The sequence below is a fragment of the Streptosporangium sp. NBC_01755 genome (genome assembly GCF_035917995.1).
GTDB lineage: Bacteria > Actinomycetota > Actinomycetes > Streptosporangiales > Streptosporangiaceae > Streptosporangium.
Genome location: NZ_CP109131.1, coordinates 4,781,764 through 4,801,002 on the forward strand (window position 1 = coordinate 4,781,764; position 19,239 = coordinate 4,801,002).

The 19,239-nt window shown below is 70.0% G+C and carries 20 protein-coding genes; 11 read left to right on the forward strand and 9 right to left on the reverse strand.

What is annotated here, in order from left to right; genetic code table 11:
* Positions 1 to 110: 110 nt before the first annotated feature.
* Together OG884_RS22990 and OG884_RS22995 are read left to right on the forward strand one after the other, a co-directional pair.
* Positions 111 to 1,052 (forward strand): hypothetical protein, encoded by a 942-nt coding sequence (locus OG884_RS22990; protein WP_326636016.1) that lies wholly within the window; start codon positions 111 to 113, stop codon positions 1,050 to 1,052.
* 22 nt (positions 1,053 to 1,074) lie between these two features.
* A complete protein-coding gene (locus OG884_RS22995; protein WP_326636018.1) occupies positions 1,075 to 2,412 on the forward strand; it encodes a Dyp-type peroxidase in 1,338 nt (445 codons plus the stop codon).
* Between the two features lie 171 nt (positions 2,413 to 2,583).
* Here OG884_RS22995 and OG884_RS23000 read toward each other — a convergent pair whose 3' ends face one another.
* The 5 genes from OG884_RS23000 to OG884_RS23020 all read right to left on the reverse strand — a co-directional run bounded on the left by OG884_RS23000 (position 2,584) and on the right by OG884_RS23020 (position 5,990).
* Positions 2,584 to 3,066 (reverse strand): Clp protease N-terminal domain-containing protein, encoded by a 483-nt coding sequence (locus OG884_RS23000; protein WP_326636019.1) that lies wholly within the window; start codon positions 3,064 to 3,066, stop codon positions 2,584 to 2,586.
* Positions 3,067 to 3,068: 2 nt separating this feature from the next.
* Positions 3,069 to 3,299 (reverse strand): hypothetical protein, encoded by a 231-nt coding sequence (locus OG884_RS23005; RefSeq protein WP_326636020.1) that lies wholly within the window; start codon positions 3,297 to 3,299, stop codon positions 3,069 to 3,071.
* Between the two features lie 231 nt (positions 3,300 to 3,530).
* The gene (locus tag OG884_RS23010; RefSeq protein ID WP_326636021.1) at positions 3,531 to 3,926 is read right to left on the reverse strand and encodes an STAS domain-containing protein; all 396 of its coding nucleotides are present in this window, start codon (positions 3,924 to 3,926) and stop codon (positions 3,531 to 3,533) included.
* Positions 3,927 to 4,247: 321 nt separating this feature from the next.
* Positions 4,248 to 4,478 carry a hypothetical protein gene (locus tag OG884_RS23015; RefSeq protein WP_326636022.1) on the reverse strand — a complete coding sequence of 77 codons (231 nt, stop codon included), beginning with the start codon at positions 4,476 to 4,478 and terminating at the stop codon, positions 4,248 to 4,250.
* 9 nt (positions 4,479 to 4,487) lie between these two features.
* Positions 4,488 to 5,990 (reverse strand): LCP family protein, encoded by a 1,503-nt coding sequence (locus tag OG884_RS23020; protein ID WP_326636023.1) that lies wholly within the window; start codon positions 5,988 to 5,990, stop codon positions 4,488 to 4,490.
* A gap of 66 nt (positions 5,991 to 6,056) precedes the next feature.
* On the opposite strand from OG884_RS23020, the gene OG884_RS23025 reads away from it, so the two are divergent.
* Complete coding sequence (locus OG884_RS23025) at positions 6,057 to 7,076, forward strand: glycosyltransferase family 2 protein (RefSeq protein ID WP_326646971.1); 1,020 nt, start codon at positions 6,057 to 6,059, stop codon at positions 7,074 to 7,076.
* Positions 7,077 to 7,132: 56 nt separating this feature from the next.
* Here the strand turns inward: OG884_RS23025 and OG884_RS23030 are convergent, their stop codons facing one another.
* Positions 7,133 to 8,545 carry a bifunctional cytidylyltransferase/SDR family oxidoreductase gene (locus OG884_RS23030; RefSeq protein ID WP_326636025.1) on the reverse strand — a complete coding sequence of 471 codons (1,413 nt, stop codon included), beginning with the start codon at positions 8,543 to 8,545 and terminating at the stop codon, positions 7,133 to 7,135.
* A 155-nt stretch (positions 8,546 to 8,700) separates the two neighbouring features.
* On the opposite strand from OG884_RS23030, the gene OG884_RS23035 reads away from it, so the two are divergent.
* From OG884_RS23035 to OG884_RS23070, 8 genes are all read left to right on the forward strand, one after another.
* Positions 8,701 to 10,404, forward strand: a complete 1,704-nt coding sequence (locus tag OG884_RS23035; protein WP_326636027.1) for a CDP-alcohol phosphatidyltransferase family protein — start codon at positions 8,701 to 8,703, stop codon at positions 10,402 to 10,404.
* Between the two features lie 201 nt (positions 10,405 to 10,605).
* The gene (locus OG884_RS23040) at positions 10,606 to 11,229 is read left to right on the forward strand and encodes a DUF5941 domain-containing protein (RefSeq protein WP_326636029.1); all 624 of its coding nucleotides are present in this window, start codon (positions 10,606 to 10,608) and stop codon (positions 11,227 to 11,229) included.
* 106 nt (positions 11,230 to 11,335) lie between these two features.
* Positions 11,336 to 12,070, forward strand: a complete 735-nt coding sequence (locus OG884_RS23045; RefSeq protein WP_326636030.1) for a phosphocholine cytidylyltransferase family protein — start codon at positions 11,336 to 11,338, stop codon at positions 12,068 to 12,070.
* Between the two features lie 5 nt (positions 12,071 to 12,075).
* Positions 12,076 to 13,116, forward strand: coding sequence for an iron-containing alcohol dehydrogenase family protein (locus tag OG884_RS23050; protein ID WP_326636031.1), 1,041 nt, complete (start codon positions 12,076 to 12,078; stop codon positions 13,114 to 13,116).
* Positions 13,094 to 13,861: a CDP-alcohol phosphatidyltransferase family protein gene (locus OG884_RS23055; RefSeq protein WP_326636033.1), complete on the forward strand. Its 768-nt coding sequence runs from the start codon at positions 13,094 to 13,096 to the stop codon at positions 13,859 to 13,861. The genes OG884_RS23050 and OG884_RS23055 overlap by 23 nt, the downstream gene beginning before the upstream one ends.
* Positions 13,862 to 14,056: 195 nt before the next feature.
* Positions 14,057 to 14,938 (forward strand): glycosyltransferase family 2 protein, encoded by an 882-nt coding sequence (locus OG884_RS23060; protein ID WP_326646972.1) that lies wholly within the window; start codon positions 14,057 to 14,059, stop codon positions 14,936 to 14,938.
* 13 nt (positions 14,939 to 14,951) lie between these two features.
* Complete coding sequence (locus tag OG884_RS23065) at positions 14,952 to 15,827, forward strand: sugar kinase (protein ID WP_326636035.1); 876 nt, start codon at positions 14,952 to 14,954, stop codon at positions 15,825 to 15,827.
* A gap of 120 nt (positions 15,828 to 15,947) precedes the next feature.
* Positions 15,948 to 16,688: an MBL fold metallo-hydrolase gene (locus OG884_RS23070; RefSeq protein WP_326636037.1), complete on the forward strand. Its 741-nt coding sequence runs from the start codon at positions 15,948 to 15,950 to the stop codon at positions 16,686 to 16,688.
* A 156-nt stretch (positions 16,689 to 16,844) separates the two neighbouring features.
* On the opposite strand, the gene OG884_RS23075 is transcribed toward OG884_RS23070, so the two are convergent.
* From OG884_RS23075 to OG884_RS23085, 3 genes are read right to left on the reverse strand one after another with little or no spacing between them, the layout of a single operon-like run.
* On the reverse strand, positions 16,845 to 17,072 hold the full coding sequence (locus OG884_RS23075) for an alcohol dehydrogenase catalytic domain-containing protein (RefSeq protein WP_326636040.1): 228 nt from the start codon (positions 17,070 to 17,072) through the stop codon (positions 16,845 to 16,847).
* Between the two features lie 19 nt (positions 17,073 to 17,091).
* Positions 17,092 to 18,186: a zinc-binding dehydrogenase gene (locus tag OG884_RS23080; protein WP_326636042.1), complete on the reverse strand. Its 1,095-nt coding sequence runs from the start codon at positions 18,184 to 18,186 to the stop codon at positions 17,092 to 17,094.
* 20 nt (positions 18,187 to 18,206) lie between these two features.
* Positions 18,207 to 19,238, reverse strand: a complete 1,032-nt coding sequence (locus OG884_RS23085) for a zinc-dependent alcohol dehydrogenase (protein ID WP_326646974.1) — start codon at positions 19,236 to 19,238, stop codon at positions 18,207 to 18,209.
* Position 19,239: the final 1 nt, after the last annotated feature.

Sequence of the window (19,239 nt, forward strand, 5' to 3'; positions counted from 1 at the left end):
AGTGAGTTCACCCGCATGACCTGTTCGGAGATGAGATGGACGAGTTCAGGAGTGCACGCACGTACAACCAGAATCATGCGCCGCGCCCGTATGCCCCTGGTCGGCGGCGATTGAGCGTATACGTTTCGTGGAGCTATCCGGCCGAGGCCGGCAGAAACCCGGCCGAGCTCGACAACCGGTTCTCCACGATGACCGAAGTGCGGCGCGTGACCTGGCCGGCCTATGAGGAGCCACAGTGGTCCGACCCGCTCCGGTTCCAGCAGGGCATATCAGGAGGACTGGAACTGTTCTTCTGGGGCTGGCTGCCGTTCCAGCAGTTCGTCGAAGAGGCCACCGGATACGCCGTACCCGTGTACCAACGCGTCGATCAAGCCGGTTTCCATACTCCGCTGGATGAGCGGGTGCTGGCGGATACCGACACGTTGTTCGTGTGGGGGCTGGATCACATGATCACTGGGCAGGATGCCGCACCCGAGGAGATCGAGGCGCTGCGGCGGTTCCTCACCCGGGAAGGGACCTGCCTGGTCCTGGGGCCGCATCACGATGTCGGGGCATCGGACGACCTGGCCGTGCGCGACATGGAGTACCACCATCACGGCGACGCCTTGGTGCCGCGCCAGCAACGGTTCGGCAGGTACACCCGGTCCTTGATGGAAGGGCTCGGGGTGCCCGTCGAGAACCGCTACGGGTTGCGTCCTGCGGTGCGGGAAGCAGGAAAGATCACCCCGTTGTCCGTTGTCCGGGATCTGGACACCAAGGGCTGGTTGGCAGGGGTGACCCACTTCAACTTCCACATGCACCTACCGCACTACGCGGTGACCACCGACGATCCGAACGTCATCCATGTGCTGGGCAGGCAGCCGATCGACATGTCCAAGCCACACCCGTTCACCGAGGCCGGCAACACCGAGTTCAACATGTTCCTGTGGATGCCGCCGAGCGGTGATCGGGCCGGTGATGTGCTCATGGCGGACACCACGATCTTCAGCTCGTTGTTCGGCGTCGACGAGAGCTTGCGCGCCTTCTGGGGAAACATCGTCTCGTCGAAGTAGCGCCGCAGGAAGGTGGGTTCTCGTGGCCGAACAAACGCAGCATGTCGCGCTTGAACTCGACGATATCCAACGCGGGGTTCTCAGCCCTCGGCCGACCCCGTACGCGGCCACCTACGTCCTGTTCCGCATCGACGACCGCGTGCACGGGCGGGAGCTGATGCGGCGCGCGAGCGCGGTGGTGACCTCGGCCGCGGATTCGATGAGTCCCCTGGGCGAGACCTGGGTGAGCGTCGCGGTCACTTATCACGGCCTCAAGGCGCTGGGCGTGCCACAGGAATCGCTGGACACGTTCGCCTGGGAGTTCCGGCAGGGGATGGCCGCACGGGCGAAAGTGCTGGGCGACATCGACGAGAGCAGCCCCGAGAACTGGGAGGCACCGCTTGGCACGCCCGATGTCCACGTGGTGCTGGTGGCGCTCGCGCCTGACAGCGTGCAGCTGGAGGCCGCCATCGATCGCGCCCGCCCGGTATACGACGGCCTCCCCGGTGTGACGGCGATCTGGCGGCAGAATTGCCACGCGCTGCCTACCGAGACCGAACCCTTCGGCTATCGCGACGGCATCAGTCACCCTGCGGTCGAGGGCAGTGGCATTGCCGGGTCGAACAAGCTGGAAGTGCCGCTCAAGGCCGGTGAGTTCGTGCTCGGTTACCGTGATGAGATCGGCGGCCTCCAGACCACGGAGCCCGAGGTGCTGGGACGCAACGGCACCTATGTGGTCTTTCGCAAGCTTCACCAGCGTGTCGCCCTGTTCCGGCAGTATCTGAAGGACAACTCCACCTGCCCCGAGGATGAGGAGCTGCTGGCGGCGAAGATCATGGGACGCTGGCGCAGCGGCGCGCCGCTGGCACTCAGCCCGCTGCACGACGACCCCGACCTTGGCGCCGACCGACACCGCAACAACGACTTCCTGTACGCGCGGGACGATCCGGCGGGTTTCACGACTCCCGGCGGCTGCCACGTCCGCCGGGGCAATCCCCGCGACGCGTCGGTGGCCGGAGCACCGAGGCTGCACCGCATGATCAGACGTGGCACCGCGTACGGCCCGCCGCTGCCCGAGGGAGTCCTGGTGGACGACGGGGCCGATCGGGGGCTGATGTTCGCGTTCGTCGGCGCGCACCTCGGGCGGCAGTTCGAGTTCGTCCAGTCCGAATGGATGAACGACGGCGTCTTCTTCGGCGCGGGCAAGGCGAGGGATCCCGTCATCGGGGCCAATGACGGCTCCGGTGACTTCATCATTCCCCGGAGGCCGGTACGGCGGCGCCTGCCGGAGCTTCCGCGGTTCGTCGTCACGCGCGGCGGCGAGTACTGCTTCATGCCCGGACTGAGCGCCCTGCGCTGGCTCGGCGATCTCCAGGACTGAGGTACGGCGGCGCTGTCGCCCTGGCAGCGAACCTCGACCGGTGAACGTGGCGGCGTGCGGAGGGCGCGGCGATTCGGCGGGAGGCCGATCACCCGGGTACGCATGAGGGTGTTTCCTTTCGAGTGACGCGAACCGTGCAGAGGGAGGTACGGCCTAAGCCGCGCCCGCTCGTTACTCGCCCTCGTGGGTGAGTGTCCGCAGGAGGCGCGCCTTCAGTTCCTCCCGGTCGACACCGGCCAGGGCGAGCGAGCGCGGCACGGTGCCGACCTGCGCCTGCAGGATTCCGAGCAGCAGATGCGCCGGCCGTAGATCCTTCTTGCAGCCGACGGAGGAGAAGCCTCGTTCGAGCGCGAGTTTGGCCGATGCCCCCAAGTGCGTCGAAGGCTTGCCGATGTCGCTCGGCCGAGGGAGGTCAAAGGTGGCCAGAGACACCCCGGCCCCGTTCAGGCTGTGCTCGAACTCGCGATCCAGCGCCTCGCGGATCGCCCGACGGTCGAGCCCGGCCGAGGCCAGAACCTGATGTGTGGTGGTCTCCCGCTCGGCGGCGATCGCCAGCAGGAGATGGTGTGCCTCGATCGTCGCCGATCTGTCGTGGTGCGCGGCGCGCCCTCCCCGCTCGATGATGGTGTTGATGTACTCGTCGATGGCGGCCATCGTCAGCGCCTCCTCAGCGTCACGCCCGCGGTGATGAGCCGCTTGGCGTGTTTCTTGTGGACCGCCTGGCGTGTCACGCCGAGCGCCTCGGCGACCTGCGGCCAACTCCAGCCCGCTCGCATCGCCTGCTCGACGGCGGCGTCCTCTATCTGGTCGGCCAGGCGTCTCAACGCCGCCACGGCCGCCAGCGCGTCAGCGGGCTCCCGGGAAGCGGGACTCTCAACGTCGGACATGCAAGCAACCCTAGTTGACTAATTCTCGATTGGTCAACATGAGTTGCTAAGAGTGTCGCCGACCGCACCAGCCGAGGGGAGCGCCGACAACGAGTGCGCCGCCGTGCTCGGGCCGGGGGTCTCCACGCTTAAGGAGAGCGGACGGGGGCGATCGCCCTCGCGTGGCCGGTACGGCGGCTGAGGGGGCGCGAGGCGGCCGGAGTGGCCGCCTCCGTCGACGTGCGGGGGTTCCTACCGGTCGGCGAGGGGGATGACCGTCCGGACGTGTGGTGCGGACTGGGGGCAGCCCGGCGGGGGACCCATCGTCTCCGAGCGAGAGATCACCGTGAAGGAGGCCTCAAGGTTGGTGAGCTTCAGAAGCTTGAGGACCACGGGGGGAGCTCCGGCCAGGAGTAGCGGTGTGTCGTGTTCGCGTGCGTACCGTTTGATACCGATCAGCGCGCTCAGGCCGCAGGCGTCGATGAAGGTGACCCCGGAGAGGTCGATGATGACCGTGCCGGGGCAGGCGTCGACGGCTTCCTGTGCGCAGTCGGACAGTTCCGGCCTGGTGGCCAGATCGAGCTCACCGGCCACCGTGATGACCACGAAGCCGCTCGCGTGTTCGCTCGTGAGTTGAAGTGCGTTCATCGCCCACTTCCCTGCAGGCTCACGTGAATGTACGTATCCGGCCGGAGAGCGTCACTCTGACGTCCGGCCCCAGCTCGTCTCCCCGGTCGCGCCTTACCTGGCGCGAAGAAGGATGGACGATCTGAAGCCACGATACTCCTCAACGGTGCGAACCATCGCTTTCCGTGATCGTATAGCTTCGAAGCGAAGTGTAGATGCCTACCCGTATATGTGCCAGCTATTCAAGGAAACAGTTTGCGGGTGGCGCCTGTCCGCCCTCGGTCCGAGGGGCGGGAAAGGGGGTGCGGGTCGGCACTGAAAGCCGCTCTGAGCTGGGAAGATTCAGTTCGGCGAGTGGCTCGGAGTCAGGGTGTCGAGCGCCTCGCGCAGGCTGCCGCGCACCTCGAAGTGCCGGTCGATCTCCGCGCGCAGCCGGGGAGCGACGGCCAGGTCAAGCTCGCCTGTCGCCCGCACAACCGCGCAGGGACCGCTGCGCCACGCCTGAACGTCGAATGTTGAGATCACGGTCATCACCTCCGTGCGCCACTGACTGCCCTGACCGAAGATTGTCATGCGCATAAATCACTTTTTGCAGATGTTCTCCGTGGCCGTCCTCGCCGTCGGAGTCGCAGAGGGGGAGGCGGTCGGAGTCGACGGCGTGGCCGTCCCCTTCACGGTGACCTTCTTCGCCGGCGCGTGTTTCAGGCCGACGACCACCTCGATCGTGTCACCGAGGTTCTCCACCCGGCGCGACTCCGCGCCGGGTAGCGCGGCGGCGACGGTGCGCGCCGAGTCCTCGCGGCCCGGGCCGTACCGGACGACCGTCTTTTCGAAGCCCTTCTGCGGGGTGTTGCCGGCCGTCTCGGGCACCAGGAATCCGACCCGCTGCAGCTCGGTCCTGGTCTGCGCGCCCAGCCCCTTGATCGTGGTGCCGTTGAGAACCCTGAGGGAGATCCGCGCGGGCGGCACGGTCAGCGCGGGAGCCGAGGGGGAGGCCGAGGCGCTCGGGGTGGGCGTGGACTTGACGGGTTTGGAAGGCTTGACGAGCGTCTCGTCGGCGGCGATCCGGCGGAACAGCTCCTTGGCCGCCTCGGAGTCCCAGAGCACGGCGGACTCGCCGGTCGGCGTCCGGTGGTCGACGTCCGCGAGCGGGACCGTGGCGAAGGTCACGTCGTCCGTGGAGACGTTCTTGAGCTGGTCGGCCAGGCCGAGCAGGTCCTTGCGGAGCGCGTCGTCCACCCGGACCGTGTCGAGGGCGGTGTCGACGAACGAGGCCAGCCTGACCGGGTTGGTGAGCGTGTCGCCGCTGAGCGCCTGGTTCAGCAGTGCGGAGATCACCTGCTGCTGGCGGTCGATACGGTCGAGGTCGGAGCGGGCGGTGGCACGGGTGCGGGCATAGGCGAGGGCCTTGACGCCGTCGAAGGAGTAGGTGCCCGGCTCCAGGTTGAGCGCGGTCTTCGGGTCGTTGATCGGGACCGGCGTGCAGACCGAGATGCCGCCGAGCGCGTCGACCACGTTGATGAAGCCGAGCACGTTGACCTCGACGTAGTGGTGGAGGGTCAGGCCGGTGGCCGCCTGCACCGTGCGTGTCGCGAGCTTGGGTCCGCCGAGCTGGTAGGCCGCGTTGATCTTGTGCTGGCCCTTGCCGGGGATCGTCGTCCAGGTGTCGCGGGGGAGGCTGACCACGGTGACCCTGCGATGGTCCTCCGACAGGTGCATCACCATCATGGTGTCGGTGCGCTCACCGCTCTCGCGGCCCAGCTTGAGCTGGTTCTGCTGCTTGCGGGTGAGGTCGTCGCGCCTGTCGACGCCGACCACCAGGATGTTCATCGCGCCGGTGCTCGGCCGCGACCCCTGCAACCCCGCGTCGACCGACTTGATCTTCGTCGTCGCGTAGTTCGTCAGCGCCCACGTCACTCCGGAGCTGCCCAGGACCAGGCACGAGAGTGTGCCCGCGATGACGAGGCCGCGTCGCCTGGTGCGGGCACCCCTGGCTGACCTGCGGTCACGTCTCGGGTTCAATCGGATGCTGCCGTAGGCGTCGCCGCCCACCTGCACACCCGAATCCTCATGCGGGTCACGCATGCATGGCCCCCTAGGCTCCTGCTGGGTCGATGAGGTACCCGTTAGTACAGTAGCGTGAGCGACGCCATGAAGCAGTTCCCCGACTCGCCCGCGCCGGCGTCGTCTTCCGAGACACGCGTCTGGCCTCCGATCTCCGTCGTCATCCCGGTGCTGAACGAGGAGCGCCATCTGCGGGAGGCGGTGCGTCAGGTGCTGTCGCAGTGGTACGAAGGACCGATCGAGGTCGTGCTCGCGATCGGCCCCTCCCACGACCGGACCCAGGAGGTCGCCGACGCGATCGCCGCCGACGACCCCCGCGTGATCGTGGTTCCCAACCCGACGGGCCGCACTCCCAACGCGCTCAACGCCGCCATCGCCGCGTCGAGCAACAGGATCATCGCCAGGGTGGACGGGCACGCGATGCTCCCCGACGACTACCTCCGGGTCGCGGTCGAGACCCTTGAGGAGACCGGCGCCGACAACGTGGGCGGCATCATGGCCGCCGAGGGCGTCACGCCGTTCGAGCAGGCCGTGGCCCGCGCGATGACCTCCAAGATCGGTGTCGGCGGCGCCAGGTTCCACACCGGCGGCACCGCGGGCCCGGCCGACACGGTCTACCTCGGCGTGTTCCGCCGGGAGGCGCTGGAGCGGGTCGGCGGCTACGACGAGCACTTCCAGCGGGCCCAGGACTGGGAGATGAACCACCGCATCCGAGAGACGGGCGGCCTGGTCTGGTTCCAGCCCCGGATGCGCGTCTCCTACCGGCCAAGGCCCGACATCAAGGCCCTCGCCAAGCAGTACTTCCACTACGGCCGCTGGCGCAGGGTGGTCGCCCGCACCCATGAGGGCACGATCAACCTGCGCTACCTGGCGCCGCCGCTGGCGGTGCTGGCCATCCTCGCCGGCCTGGTGATCTCCCCCTTCCTCTGGCCGGGTCTGCTGATCCCCGGCGGCTACCTGGCGGCGATCCTGGCCGGCTCCGCGGTCACCGGCATCGGCCTGCCCGTCCCGGCGCTGGTGAGACTGCCGCTGGTCTACGTCACCATGCACATGTCGTGGGGCTGGGGTTTCCTGACCAGCCCGAGAAGGCTCGGCAAGCCGGGCTGACCCTTTCACCTTTCACCGAGGCGGGCACCCGTCAGGTTCACCGAGGCGGGCACCCGTCAGGGGCGGGCGTCGACCACCTGACCGGTGACATCGGAGGCGAGCACGTCCAGCGAGGTACGGGCCACGGTGTGCGGGGCGTCGCCCCGTTCGGGAACGACGCAGTTGACCCGTACCCCGCAGGAGGCCCATTCCCTCGCCAGCGACCGGGTCAGACCGGCCACGGCGGCACCCGCGGCGGAGCTCAGGCTGTCACCCACGTAGCCCTCGGCGCCCTCGGCGCCCTCAGTGCTCTCAGTACCCTCAGTGCTCTCGGTACGGGAGGGGGCGTGGAACAGCAGGCGGCCCCCGGTCGCGCGGAGATGGGGAAGGGCGGCCCTGGCGACGTTGACCGGGCCCAGGTGGTGCACGTTCACGCTCTCGGCGATCGCGGTGTCGTCCACCGCGTCGAGCCTGCCCGGGTACGGGGCGCCCGCGGCGTTGACCACGTAGTCGATCCCGCCCGTCTCCTTGGCGGCGCGGGCGAGCGCGTCGGCCACGGCGCCGGGGTCCTCGACACGTACCTCTTCGAGTGGCCCGGAGAGATCGGACGATCCGGGGAAGGAGAACACGCGGGCGCCGTACCGTCCGGCCAGCTCCGCCACCTCCGCGCCGGCGCTGCCGCCCGCGCCGAAGACCACCACGGTCCTGCCCGCCATCGCCTCGCGCAGGGCGGGGGCCGAGACGGAGGGAACCTCGCTCGCGGCGAGCCGCAGGAGCGTGTCGGCGATGAGGAGATCCACCGGGTGGGTGACCTTCATGTTCCGCTCGCTGCCCGGCACCACGTGGATCGGTACCTCGGGCAGGTAGCGCAGCACCACGCCGCAGTCGTCGGTGGGCGGCCGGTCACCGAAGCCGGGGTCGGCGAAGGCCCGCTCGTACGCCTCGCGGATCACCGAGAGCCGGAAGCACTGCGGGGTCTGGACACGGCGCAGGGTGGAACGGTCGGGGACGTCGCGGACGATCTCCCCATCCGGATCCCGCGAGATGACCACGATCGTGTCGGAGCTCGGGATCGCCACCTCGACGGCCGAGCAGGTCCTCAGCGCCTCGACGCAGTCGGCGATGATCCTCCGATCCGCCAGCGGGCGTACGGCGTCGTGCAGCAGCACGTCGCACTCCTGCGACCCAAGGGCCCGCAGCGCCCGCCAGGTGGTCTCCGGGCGGCTCTGGCCGCCCTCCAGGATCCGGGTGACCTTCGCGAAGCCGCCCGCCTCGACGATCCGCTCCACCTCCCCGGTGAAGCCGGGCGCCATCAGCACGATGACCTCGTCGATCTCCGGCGCCCCCTCGAACAGGGCGAGGGTGTGTTCCAGGATCGTCCGGCCCGCCACCTCCAGCAGCTGCTTGGGGGTGCCGAGGCCGACGCGCCGGCCGACGCCGCCTGCCAGGACCACTCCGACGGTTCGAAGACGCGGTTCACGTTCGGCCAAGATCAGATTCCTTTGACAGTTCGGATATGGCGAGCGTAATGGGTGCGTACCCGATCGTCCGGCGTGCTCCCGTGCTATCCCGTCAAGATCTAGCTACCCTGAGTGCGCACTCCCCGATTCGTACGGTGATCCCGTCGGATACGAAGGAGCCCGGATTGCCTGACTCTCACGCCACCTCCCAGACGGCCGCGGTCGTGCTCGCCACCACCGAGGCGTCCGCCCTGCGCTGTCCCGGCGGAACACTCCTCGACAGGCTGACCGGTCAGCTTGCCACACTCCCGGTGCGGGAGGTGCACGTGGTGGCCCGCTCCAGCGACATCATCCACGCGCCCGGCGGCACCCACATGATCGGGGCCGAGGGGTCGCGGGGGCTCGCCGACGACCTGCGCCGGGTCGCGAAGGTGGCTCGCTCGTCCATCGGCCCCGTGCTGCTGGTCGCCGGCGACCTGGTGGCGCACACCGAGGCGCTGGCCATGCTCGTGGAGCATCCGGCCCGTGACACCCGCGCGCTGGTGAGCGACGACGGCAGGGACGCGCCGGGGCCGTCACGCCCGCCGATCAGGATCGACGGCAGGTTCGTGGTGGCCGCGGGCACCTCCTTTCACGAGGTGGGCGAGGCGTGCGGCACCTTCAGGGGCGCGCTCCAGGTGGGCGTGTCCGACCTGGCCCGCCTCGCCGAGACCGCCGAGACGCTCGCCGAGCTCGCCGAGGCGGGCGGCTTCGGCCCGATGGACGGCGGCGAGGCCCCGCAGCTGCTCCTGGTCGGCCTGGTCCGCTCCGGTGTCCCGGTGCACGCGGCCGGGCTCGGCCGGCTCCACGGCGACCGGATGGCCGAGCAGGCGGACGTCGACTCGGCGGTGCCGAGGCTGGCGGAGGTCGACGAGGCCGAGGCCAGGCTGGACGGCGCGGTCAAGACCAACGACGGCTTCTTCGCCACGTACGGGGTGAGCTCCTGGTCCAGGCACCTCGTGAAGCTCGCCGCCAGGCTCGGTCTGACGCCGAACGCGATCACCGGGATGTCCGTCGGCCTGGCCGCGCTCGCCGCGGTCTGGTTCTCCGCGGGCACCCGGCAGGCACTGATCGCCGGGGCGGTCCTGCTCTACCTGTCGTTCGTGCTCGACTGCGTCGACGGCCAGCTCGCCCGCTACACCCGCGCCTTCTCGCCGTTCGGGGCGTGGCTGGACGCCACCTTCGACCGGGTCAAGGAGTACGCCGTCTACGTGGGCCTCGCCTTCGGGTACGCGGCCGGGCTGGACGCCACCGGCGGCGGGCCCGACGGCATCTGGGGGCTCGCGGTGGCCGCGATGATCCTGCAGCTGCTCCGCCACATGATCGATTTCTCGTACGCGGGGGCGCGTGCCGACGCCGGCCGGGTGGGCGCGGCCTGGGCCAGGACGCCGGGCTCGCTGAGCGACCCGGCCGACGCCGGCGCCAGGCGGCCGGTGCCGCTCCACGAGCCGGAACGGCAGGCCGCGTTCGCGGGTGCCGAGGTGATGCGTGCGCCCGGGGCCGGGCAGGCCGCGGATACCGGGGCTGAGCCGGATACCGGGGCTGAGCCGGGTGCCGGGGCTGAGCCGGATATCGGGGCTGAGCCGGGTGCCGGGAAAGGGGCCGGGGACGGCGGCGGGCCGGGTGCGGGCAATGCGATCGTGCGGCTCTCGCGGACCATGGAGAAGGCGTCCCCGACCCGCTGGTTCAAAAAGATCATCGTGCTGCCCATCGGGGAACGGATGGCCCTGATCGCGGTGACCGCCGCCCTCTTCAACGCCAGGGTGACCTTCGTCGCGCTGCTGGTCTGGGGCGGGATCGCCGCGACCTACATCCTCGCCGGCCGGATGGGCAGGTCGCTGAGCCGGTGACCGGAGACGACGGGCGCACGGGCGCACGGGCGCACGGGAGGGCGGGAGGGCGGGGCTGCCCGCCACGAGACGGGAGACCTCGGCGGGGCGGTGCTTCCTGCCATCGGGTCGGCAGGGCCCTCCGTGAGGCGGGCGGGGCCTGTCGCGGGGCGGGCGGGACCGGGCGGCTTTTCTTGAGGCGAGTGGAAAACGGGTGTGATCATGGTTTCTGTGCATATGACGCCGGTGCCGCGTAGCGCCGTGGTCGCCTACCGGGACGACGGGGTGCCATCGAGGGCCATGGGCGCGCTGGTCGCCGGGCAACTCCCGCCGCTGCCGCCCGCGATCGTCGGGATGTTCGTGACCGGAGTGCTGCTGCTGGTCGGCGTGGCCGGCACCGACGGGCTGGCGGTGTTCGCCCCCGCGGTGGCGCTGCTGCTCGCCGGTCCGGGCAGCTCCCACCCGCACGACGGCCGGCTCGACTGGCTGGTGCCGCCGATCCTGCGCCTCACCGAGTACGGCTTCGTGGCCTCGGTGGGCTTCGCGCACGACGTGCCGCCGTGGCTGATCCTCGTGCTGCTCGGCGCGATGGCCTTCCACCACTACGACGTCGTCTACCGCCTCCGGCAGCGGGTCTACCCGCCGGCCTGGCTGGCCACATCCGGCCTCGGCTGGGACGGCAGGATGCTGCTGGTCGCCCTCGGCGGCCTCGCCGGGCAGGTCACGCTGGTGTTCGTGCTGCTCTCGCTGTACCTGTGGTGCCTCTTCGGCTGGGAGAGCATCACCTGCTGGCTGGCGGCCCCGAGGCTCGGGGTGGACGCGGCCGACCTCGGCGCACACGATTGAGAACGCCCGGCAAACCCTCGATTACACGATCAGGGCCTGAAGGCAACTAACCTTTGGGGCCTAGGAGTGCCCGCCGGGAGGCTCTCACCCGAATGAGGAGTGCGCGTTGCTGGGAATGGTGCTGGCCGCCGGGGCCGGACGGCGTCTGCGGCCGTACACGGACACGCTGCCCAAGGCGCTCGTGCCGGTCGACGGCGACACCACGATCATGGACATCTCGCTGCGTAACCTCGCGGCGGCCGATCTCCGCGATGTCGTGGTCATCGTCGGTTACCAGGCGCAGGCCGTACACGAGCGCAAGGCCGAGCTGGAACGGCGGCACGGCGTGAAGCTCACCCTCGTGCACAACGACAAGGCCGAGGAGTGGAACAACGCCTACTCCCTGTGGTGCGCGCGCGACTACTTCGACCAGGGCGTGATCCTGGTCAACGGCGACACGGTGCACCCCGTCTCGGTGGAGGAGACGCTGCTGGCCGCGCCCGCGACCAGCGACATCCTGCTCGCGGTCGACGACGTCAAGAAGCTCGCCGACGAGGAGATGAAGGTCACCCTCGACGGTGACCGCCACCTGCGGCTGATCACCAAGTTGATGGACCCTGCCGAGGCCGCCGGTGAGTACATCGGCGCCACGCTCATCCGTCCCGGCATCGGTGGGCGCCTCGCCGACGCCCTCCAGGCCACCTTCGAGCGCGACCCGCAGCTCTACTACGAGGACGGCTACCAGGAACTCGTCGCCCGAGGCGAGAAGATCGCGGTCGCCCCGATCGGCGACGTCCCGTGGGTTGAGGTAGACAACCACGACGACCTCGCCAAGGCGCGGGAGATCGCGTGCCGATACTAGCCAGGATGCTCCCGGCACCCCTGTCCATGGAGGTGCGGCGGGGCGCGATCGCCCAGCTCGGATCGTTGCTGGCCGACAGCCGGGTGGCGACCTCCGGGCGGGTGGCGGTGGCGGTGGGGCCGGGCCAGGGAGACAGGATCACCTCGGTGATCGCTCCCTCGCTCGACGAGGCCAGGTTCTTCCGGGTCCCCGACGGCTCGGTGGACGAGGCGATCTCGCTCGGCGCGGACCTGCGCAAGGGCGCGTACGAGGCGGTCGTGGGCATCGGCGGTGGCAAGACCATCGACGTGACCAAGTACGCCGCGTCGCTGGCCGGGATCCCGATGGTGGCGGTGGCCACCAACCTGTCGCACGACGGGATCTGCTCGCCGGTGGCCTCGCTGACGCACGACGGCGGCAAGGGCTCCTTCGGTGTGCCCATGCCGCTGGCCATCATGGTGGATCTCGATTTCGTCCACGACGCGCCTGCCTCGCTGGTCCGCTCGGGGGTCGGCGACGTGGTCAGCAACCTGTCGGCGATCGAGGACTGGCAGCTCGGCGCGAGTGAGCGCGGGGAGCCGATCGACGGCCTGGCCTGCGCGATGGCCCGCACCGCGGCGGAGGCGGTGATCGGCAGGTCCGACTCGATCGAGGCCGACGCGTTCCTGACCGTGCTGGCCGAGGCGCTCATCCTGTCGGGCATGGCGATGGTGGTCGCCGGGTCTTCCCGTCCTTCGAGTGGCGGAGACCATGAGATCCTGCATGCCGTGGATCAGCTTTTTCCCGGCACCTCCAACCACGGCGAGCTCGCCGGGATAGGTGCCGCGTTCTGTTTCTTCCTCCGCGAGGACTCGCGGAGGCTCGACCAGGTCGTCGACTGCCTGCGTGGGCACGAGCTGCCGGTCAGCCCCACCGACGTGGGGCTGACCGCGGCCCAGTTCGCCGAGGCGGTCATGCTGGCGCCGTCGACCCGCCCCGGCCGTTACACGATCCTTGAGCACCTGCGCCTGTCAGAGCCGGAGATTCGCGATCGGGTGGAGGGTTATGTCCGGGCCGTCGGTCGCTGAGCTCCGTGCGGTGGCCCAGCCGCACTCGACCATGGAACGCAACAGCGGCGAGCACTGGGCCGGCGTGCTCTACATGCGCAAGCTGTCGATCTACGTCACCTGGTTCCTCGCCAAGACGCCGATCACGCCCAACCAGACCACCTGGCTGATGATCCTCACCGGGTTGCTGGCCGGAGTGGTGCTCGCGCTGCCCGGCCTCTGGGCGGCCGTGCTGGCGGCACTGCTGGTCCAGCTCTACCTGCTGCTCGACTGCTCCGACGGCGAGCTGGCCCGCTGGACTCGCCGTACCTCGATCACCGGCGTCTACCTCGACCGGGTCGGCCACTACTTCGCCGAGGCCGCCCTGCTCATCGGGCTGGGGTTCCGGGCGTCGGAGATCCTGCCCGACTGGTACACGGTGGTGGGCTTCGCCGCCGCGCTCGGCGCCATCCTGATCAAGGCGGAGACCGATCTGGTCGACGTGGCCCGCGCCCGCTCAGGGCTGGTCGCGGCGACCGAGGCCTCGGCCGAGCACTTCCAGTCGCGCGGGCTGGGCCTGGCGCGTAAGGCCGCCGCGGCACTGAGGTTCCACCGGATCGTGCAGGCGGTCGAGTTGTCGCTTCTCGTGGTGGTCGCGGCGATCTGGGACGCGATCAACGGGGGTCTGGCCGCGACGAGGGTGCTCGTGGTGGCCTGCGTGGTGGTCGCCGTGCTGCAGATGATCCTGCATCTGATCAGTATTCTGGCGTCCAGGCGGCTTTCATGAGGAACCGGATGGCATTCGGGCGCGTCGTAGGTGCGAACACCTTACTGTTTGGCAGGTGTTCGCCGACGGTTCCGATACGCTTGTTTCCGGTAAACAAGGAAGCTTTGACCCTGCCAGAATTGCCCGACCCAGCAGACTCGGTGATCATGAACGTATGCTCCGTACGTGCTCTCGACGCGTCAAGGCGATGACCCGTTGAAGATCTCGTGCGTCATCCTCACCATGGGTAACCGGATCCCCGAGCTGGACCGGGCGGTCGAGTCCGCGCTGAACCAGGTCGACGGCGACGTCGAGGTGGTCATCGTCGGCAACGGCGTCGATGTGCCCGAGTTGTCGGTCACCGTGCCCGAGGGGTCCTCGGCCTCGATCAGAAGTGTGCGGCTGAGTCACAACACGGGCATTCCCGCGGGACGCAACCGGGGCGTCGAGGAGTGTACGGGCGATGTCGTCCTCTTCCTCGACGACGACGGCTGGTACGCCGACCCGGGGCTCGTCTCCCACCTGCGAGAGCGCTTCTCCACCGAGCACGACCTCGCGGTCGTCTCCTTCCGGGTGAAGGACCCCGACGGCGGTATCGGCCAGCGCCGCCACGTTCCCCGTCTGCGGGCGGGCGACCCCGAGCGCTCCTCCCCGGTCACCACCTTCCTGGGCGGCGCGTGCGCCATCCGCCGGTCGGCGTTCCTCCAGGTCGGCGGGCTTCCCGAGCGTTTCTTCTACGCTCATGAGGAGACCGACCTGGCCTGGCGGCTGCTCGGCGAGGGCTACCGCATCGAGTACGACGCCAAGACGGTCATGTACCACCCGCAGGTCCCTCCGACCAGGCACACCGATTTCTACCGGCTCAACGCACGCAACCGGGTCTGGCTGGCCCGCCGCAACCTTCCCTGGGCGCTCGCGACGCTCTACCTGCTCAACTGGATCATCCTGACCCTGCTCCGCGAGCGCTCGGGGCCCGCCCTGCGCGCCTGGTTCAAGGGCTTCGGCGAGGGGCTCAGGGAGCCTGCGGGGGAGCGCCGCCCGATGGGCTGGAAGACCGCCTGGCGCATGCTGCGCCTCGGCCGCCCACCTATCGTCTGAATCCCGGTCAGGCATGGACGTTTACACCCTCGGCGAGGCGTTCGGCGTGGTCACCAGCGGCCGGATCCGCCACGAGCACGAGGCCAGGCTGGACGTCGCCGGCGCCGAGTTCAACGTCGCGATCGGGCTGTCCAGGCTCGGCCACCGGGTGAGCTGGCTGGGCAAGGTCGGCGGTGACGAGCTGGGGGCACGGATCCTCACCGTGCTGCGTGGCGAGGGGGTGGACGTCTCAGACGCCCGGGTGGACGAGGGGTCGCCGACCGGGATGATCCTGAAGGAGTCGAGGCTCGGTCAGGCCGCCAGGGTCACCTACTACCGCACCGGCGTCAGGCTCGCCCAGGGGAACGTTCCCGTCGACCGGGTCGCGGCATCGCGCGTCCTGCACGTCAGCGGGATCACCGCCGGGTTGAGCGCGCGGGACGCCATGCACGCCGCGGTACGGGCCGCGCGGACCGCGGGGGTCCCCGTCTCGGTGGCGATCGACTACCACGACCAGCTCTGGCCCGACCTGCGGGAGGCCGAGGAGATCCTCAGCGTGCTGGCCTGCTCGGCGGACGTGCTGTTCGTCCGGCAGAGCGAGCTTGACCTGGTCAAGCCCGCGCTCGCCGGAGACCGCGAGGTCATCGTGATGCGCGGCACCCGGGGGGCGAGCGTCCGGGTCGACGGCGTCCGTCATGACGCCGCCGGAGTCTCCGCACCCGTGGTCGATCCCAACGGCTCGGGGGACGCCTTCGTCGCGGGCTATCTCAGCGCGGCGCTGGAAGGACTGCACCCGACCGACCGGCTGCGGCGTGGATTCCTGCTCTCCGCCTTCGCCTCTTCGGGCCCCAGCGACTGGCAGGGTCTCCCGACCAGGGCCGAGTTGCCCCTGCTGGAACTCGACGGCTGACTTCGTACCTGGACCGCCGGGGTGCGCTCACCCGGGCGCGGGCCTCCTCGAACGAGCCGGAGCCGTTCACCCGGTCGTTATTCGGTCGCTCGCCGCCCCCCGTTAAGTGATCATTGACGTATGTCCGCACGTGAGATTGTTGTGCTCGGTTCCGCCAGTGCGGTTCCCACCCGTACCCGTAATCACAACGGTTATCCGCTGCACTGGGACGGACACGGCCTGCTGTTCGACCCGGGAGAGGGGACGCAGCGGCAGATGATTCACGCCGGGCTCAGCGTGCACAACATCAACTGGATCTGCCTGACCCATTTCCACGGCGACCACTGCCTCGGCGTGCCGGGGATCGTCCAGCGGATGTCACGGGACGGGGTGGCCGAGGCGAACGCGGCCTTTCCCGCCAGTGGTGCGCTCTACTGGGAGCGGCTGCGGCATGCGACGATCTTCCACGACACCATCCGGATCCGCGAGCAGCCGCTCGGCGGCTCCGTGGCGGAACTCGACACCACCGGCGCGCCGTTCATCCTGACGGCCCGCCGGCTCGACCATCCGGTGGAGGCGTACGGCTATCGCCTGGTCGAGCCCGACGGCATCACCATGCTGCCGGACGAACTCGCCGCCCGAGGCGTGCACGGCCTCGCCATACGTCGGCTGCGGGAAGACGGCCAGGTCACCGCCGGCCAGGCAGCCAGGGTCGCCTCCGAGGCCGGCGTCCGGCGGCTGGGGCTCACCCATTTCTCCGAGCGGTACCGCGCCGAGGACGAGCACCGCTTCGCCGACCAGGCGGCCGCCGCGTTCCGTGGCGACATCGTCGTCGCCCACGACCTCGACCGCATTCCAGTCCCACCCCGCAGACGGGCGTGAAATGCTCCGACGTCCCGTACGCCGGAGCGGTTCAGGTCCTGCGGGCCGGCAGGTCCCCCTCGCGGAACTCCACAGCCGGATACTCCCGGCCGCCGACGGCGACTGCGCATCAGGTACATGAACGTTTCTCCAGGTGGGAACGGATGGGCTACAGGGTCAGCGGTAGACGAGGCCGGCGCCGACCGCGACCACCTCGCCGTACGGCTCGTGCCCGGGGATCAGCGGCAGCCGGTCCACCCCGAGGTCGCCGCTGACCAGGTGCAGGTCGGTGCCGCAGATGCCGCACGAACGGACGGCGATCACCACGCCGTCGGGTGCCGGTGTCGGATCGGGCATTTGGGTCACGGCGAGCCGGTCCGGTGCCGTTACCACTACGGCGTACATTGGCTTCTCCTCGTTCGGGTCACGCGAAGACGATCAGGCCGCGGGTCTGGGTGCCGGAGCTGAGCGCGTCGTACGCCTCGTCCACCTGATCGATCCGCCATCTTCCGGAGACCAGGTCGTCCAGGCGCAGCCGCCCGGCGAGATAGAGGTCGACCAGATCGGGGAAGTCGACCGGTGGATTCGACGAGCCGTATTTGGAAGCGATGATCCGGCGTTCCCCGTTGAGCAGGTGTCCCGGGTCGAAGGAGAGAGTCGCACCGTCCGGATACCCGGCGATCAGCACGCAGGTGCCCTGGGCGGCCAGGACGCGCGTCGCGATCGGGAACGCGGACGGCGCACCGCTGGTGACGAACGCGTAGTCCACGCCACCGCCGGTGATGTCGAGGATGCGCTCGGCGGCGTCGTCCGCTGTCGCGTCCACACAATGCGTGGCGCCGAGCGCTGTGAGCGCGGGAAACTTCTCCGGCACCACGTCGACGGCCACGATCGGGTACGCGCCGGCCAGTGCGCCCGCGTGCAGCGCGCTGATGCCGACCCCGCCGCATCCGACCACCACCATGCTCTCGCCGGTCCGCACCCGCGCGGTGTTGCGCACCGCGCCCACCCCGGTCGCGGCGGCACATCCGATCAGCGCGGCCAGGTCCAGCGGGATCCGCGGGTCGACGGTGACCACGGCGCGTTCGTTCAGCACGGTCAGCGGCGCGTTGGTGGCCGGGCCATAGTGGAAGACCTCCGCGCCGTCGAGGTGAAACCGGGTGGTGTGGTCGGCCATCCGGCCCAGGGGCGGCTGGGCGGTGCACAGGGCGGGCGCTCCCCGCAGGCAGGTCCGGCACCGGCCGCAGCCGGGCGCCCAGGAAACGATGACATGGTCGCCTTCGGCGACCGACGTGACGCCGGGGCCGACCGACTCGACCACCCCGGCCCCCTCGTCGCCCAGCACGATCGGCATCGGGATCCCCGTGTGTTGGCCGTTCATCGTGTACAGGCAGCTGTGGCAGACTCCGGAGGCCGCCATCCGTACCCGTACCTCGCCCGCGCGGGGTTCGTCGACGTCCAGTTCGACGACGCGGTGCGGGGTACCCGCCTGAAACAGCACCGGCGTGGCTACGCGCATCGGGTTTCCTCCTTCAACGGTCAGCCGGCGGCCGGCCCGGATATGTGGATCTTCACTTCGGTACCGGTGGCCGCCGTGCGCAGCGCGTCCGGCGCGTCGCCGACCAGACATACCGAGGTGACGAGCCGGTCGACCGGCGCTCCGGCGGCGATGAGCCGTTCTGCGGCGGTGAAGTCGTCCGGTACGTACATGGCCGAGCCGGCGATACGGATCTCCTGGTCCTGGATGGCCTCGATGGCGACCTCCAGCGGACCGTGGCCGACGCCAACGACGATCACGCTGCCGCCGCGTGACGACAGCGAGATCGCGACACCCAGCGAGCCCGCGGTCGCCACGCAGTCGAAGACCACGTCCGGCCGGCCGCCGAGAACGCCGGCGAGGCCGGCTTCGAGCGCCGGGTCGGCCGCGTCCAGGGCCGCCACCGCGCCCAGCCGGGTGGCCAGCGCCCGCTTGCCCGCGACCGGATCGGTGACCGCCACCGCACCGGCCCCCGCGTCGAGCGCCGCGAGCAGCACGCACTGCCCGATCGTGCCGCCGCCGAGCACGGCGACCGTGCACCCGTCGAGCCGCCCGCCGCGCCCGGCCGCCAGGCCGACCGCGTGCACCGCGGTGGCCAGCGGCTCGGTCATCGCCGCCGCACGCAGGGAGACGCCGGTGGGGACCGGTGCGAGCGCGGCGTACGGCACCGCGAAGTAGTCGGCGAACGCGCCGGGCCGGTGCGAGCCGATCCCGACCAGGTTGGCACACAGGTTCTCCCGGCCGCGCCGGCAGTAGAAGCATTGTCCGCAGTGCAGGCTCGGGCGCAGGTAGACGGCGTCGCCCACCGCGAGCCCGGCCGTGCCGGGGCCGGCCTCGGCCACCACGCCGGACGCCTCGTGGCCCGGCGCGATCGGGTAGGGCAGCCATGGATGCCCGCGCCGCAGCGTGTGCAGGTCCGAGCCGCAGATACCGGCGTAGGCCATGCGTACCAGAACCTCGCCCGCCTCTGGCCGGGGGATCGGCACTTCGCGCACCTCGACCAGTTCAGGCCCGTTGATCCACACCTGTCGCATG

Excerpts from the sequence above, each read along its gene's own strand:
- OG884_RS23020 (WP_326636023.1), bottom strand. The coding sequence starts at position 5,990 with ATGCGTGACCCGCATGAGGATTCGGGTGTGCAGGTGGGCGGCGACGCC.
- OG884_RS23005 (WP_326636020.1), bottom strand. The coding sequence starts at position 3,299 with ATGTCCGACGTTGAGAGTCCCGCTTCCCGGGAGCCCGCTGACGCGCTG.
- OG884_RS23000 (WP_326636019.1), bottom strand. The coding sequence starts at position 3,066 with ATGGCCGCCATCGACGAGTACATCAACACCATCATCGAGCGGGGAGGG.
- OG884_RS23015 (WP_326636022.1), bottom strand. The coding sequence starts at position 4,478 with ATGACAATCTTCGGTCAGGGCAGTCAGTGGCGCACGGAGGTGATGACC.
- OG884_RS23085 (WP_326646974.1), bottom strand. The coding sequence starts at position 19,238 with ATGCGACAGGTGTGGATCAACGGGCCTGAACTGGTCGAGGTGCGCGAA.
- OG884_RS23065 (WP_326636035.1), top strand. The coding sequence starts at position 14,952 with ATGGACGTTTACACCCTCGGCGAGGCGTTCGGCGTGGTCACCAGCGGC.
- OG884_RS23050 (WP_326636031.1), top strand. The coding sequence starts at position 12,076 with ATGCTCCCGGCACCCCTGTCCATGGAGGTGCGGCGGGGCGCGATCGCC.
- OG884_RS23040 (WP_326636029.1), top strand. The coding sequence starts at position 10,606 with ATGGTTTCTGTGCATATGACGCCGGTGCCGCGTAGCGCCGTGGTCGCC.
- OG884_RS23070 (WP_326636037.1), top strand. The coding sequence starts at position 15,948 with ATGTCCGCACGTGAGATTGTTGTGCTCGGTTCCGCCAGTGCGGTTCCC.
- OG884_RS23075 (WP_326636040.1), bottom strand. The coding sequence starts at position 17,072 with ATGTACGCCGTAGTGGTAACGGCACCGGACCGGCTCGCCGTGACCCAA.
- OG884_RS23055 (WP_326636033.1), top strand. The coding sequence starts at position 13,094 with ATGTCCGGGCCGTCGGTCGCTGAGCTCCGTGCGGTGGCCCAGCCGCAC.
- OG884_RS23010 (WP_326636021.1), bottom strand. The coding sequence starts at position 3,926 with ATGAACGCACTTCAACTCACGAGCGAACACGCGAGCGGCTTCGTGGTC.
- OG884_RS23025 (WP_326646971.1), top strand. The coding sequence starts at position 6,057 with ATGAAGCAGTTCCCCGACTCGCCCGCGCCGGCGTCGTCTTCCGAGACA.
- OG884_RS23080 (WP_326636042.1), bottom strand. The coding sequence starts at position 18,186 with ATGCGCGTAGCCACGCCGGTGCTGTTTCAGGCGGGTACCCCGCACCGC.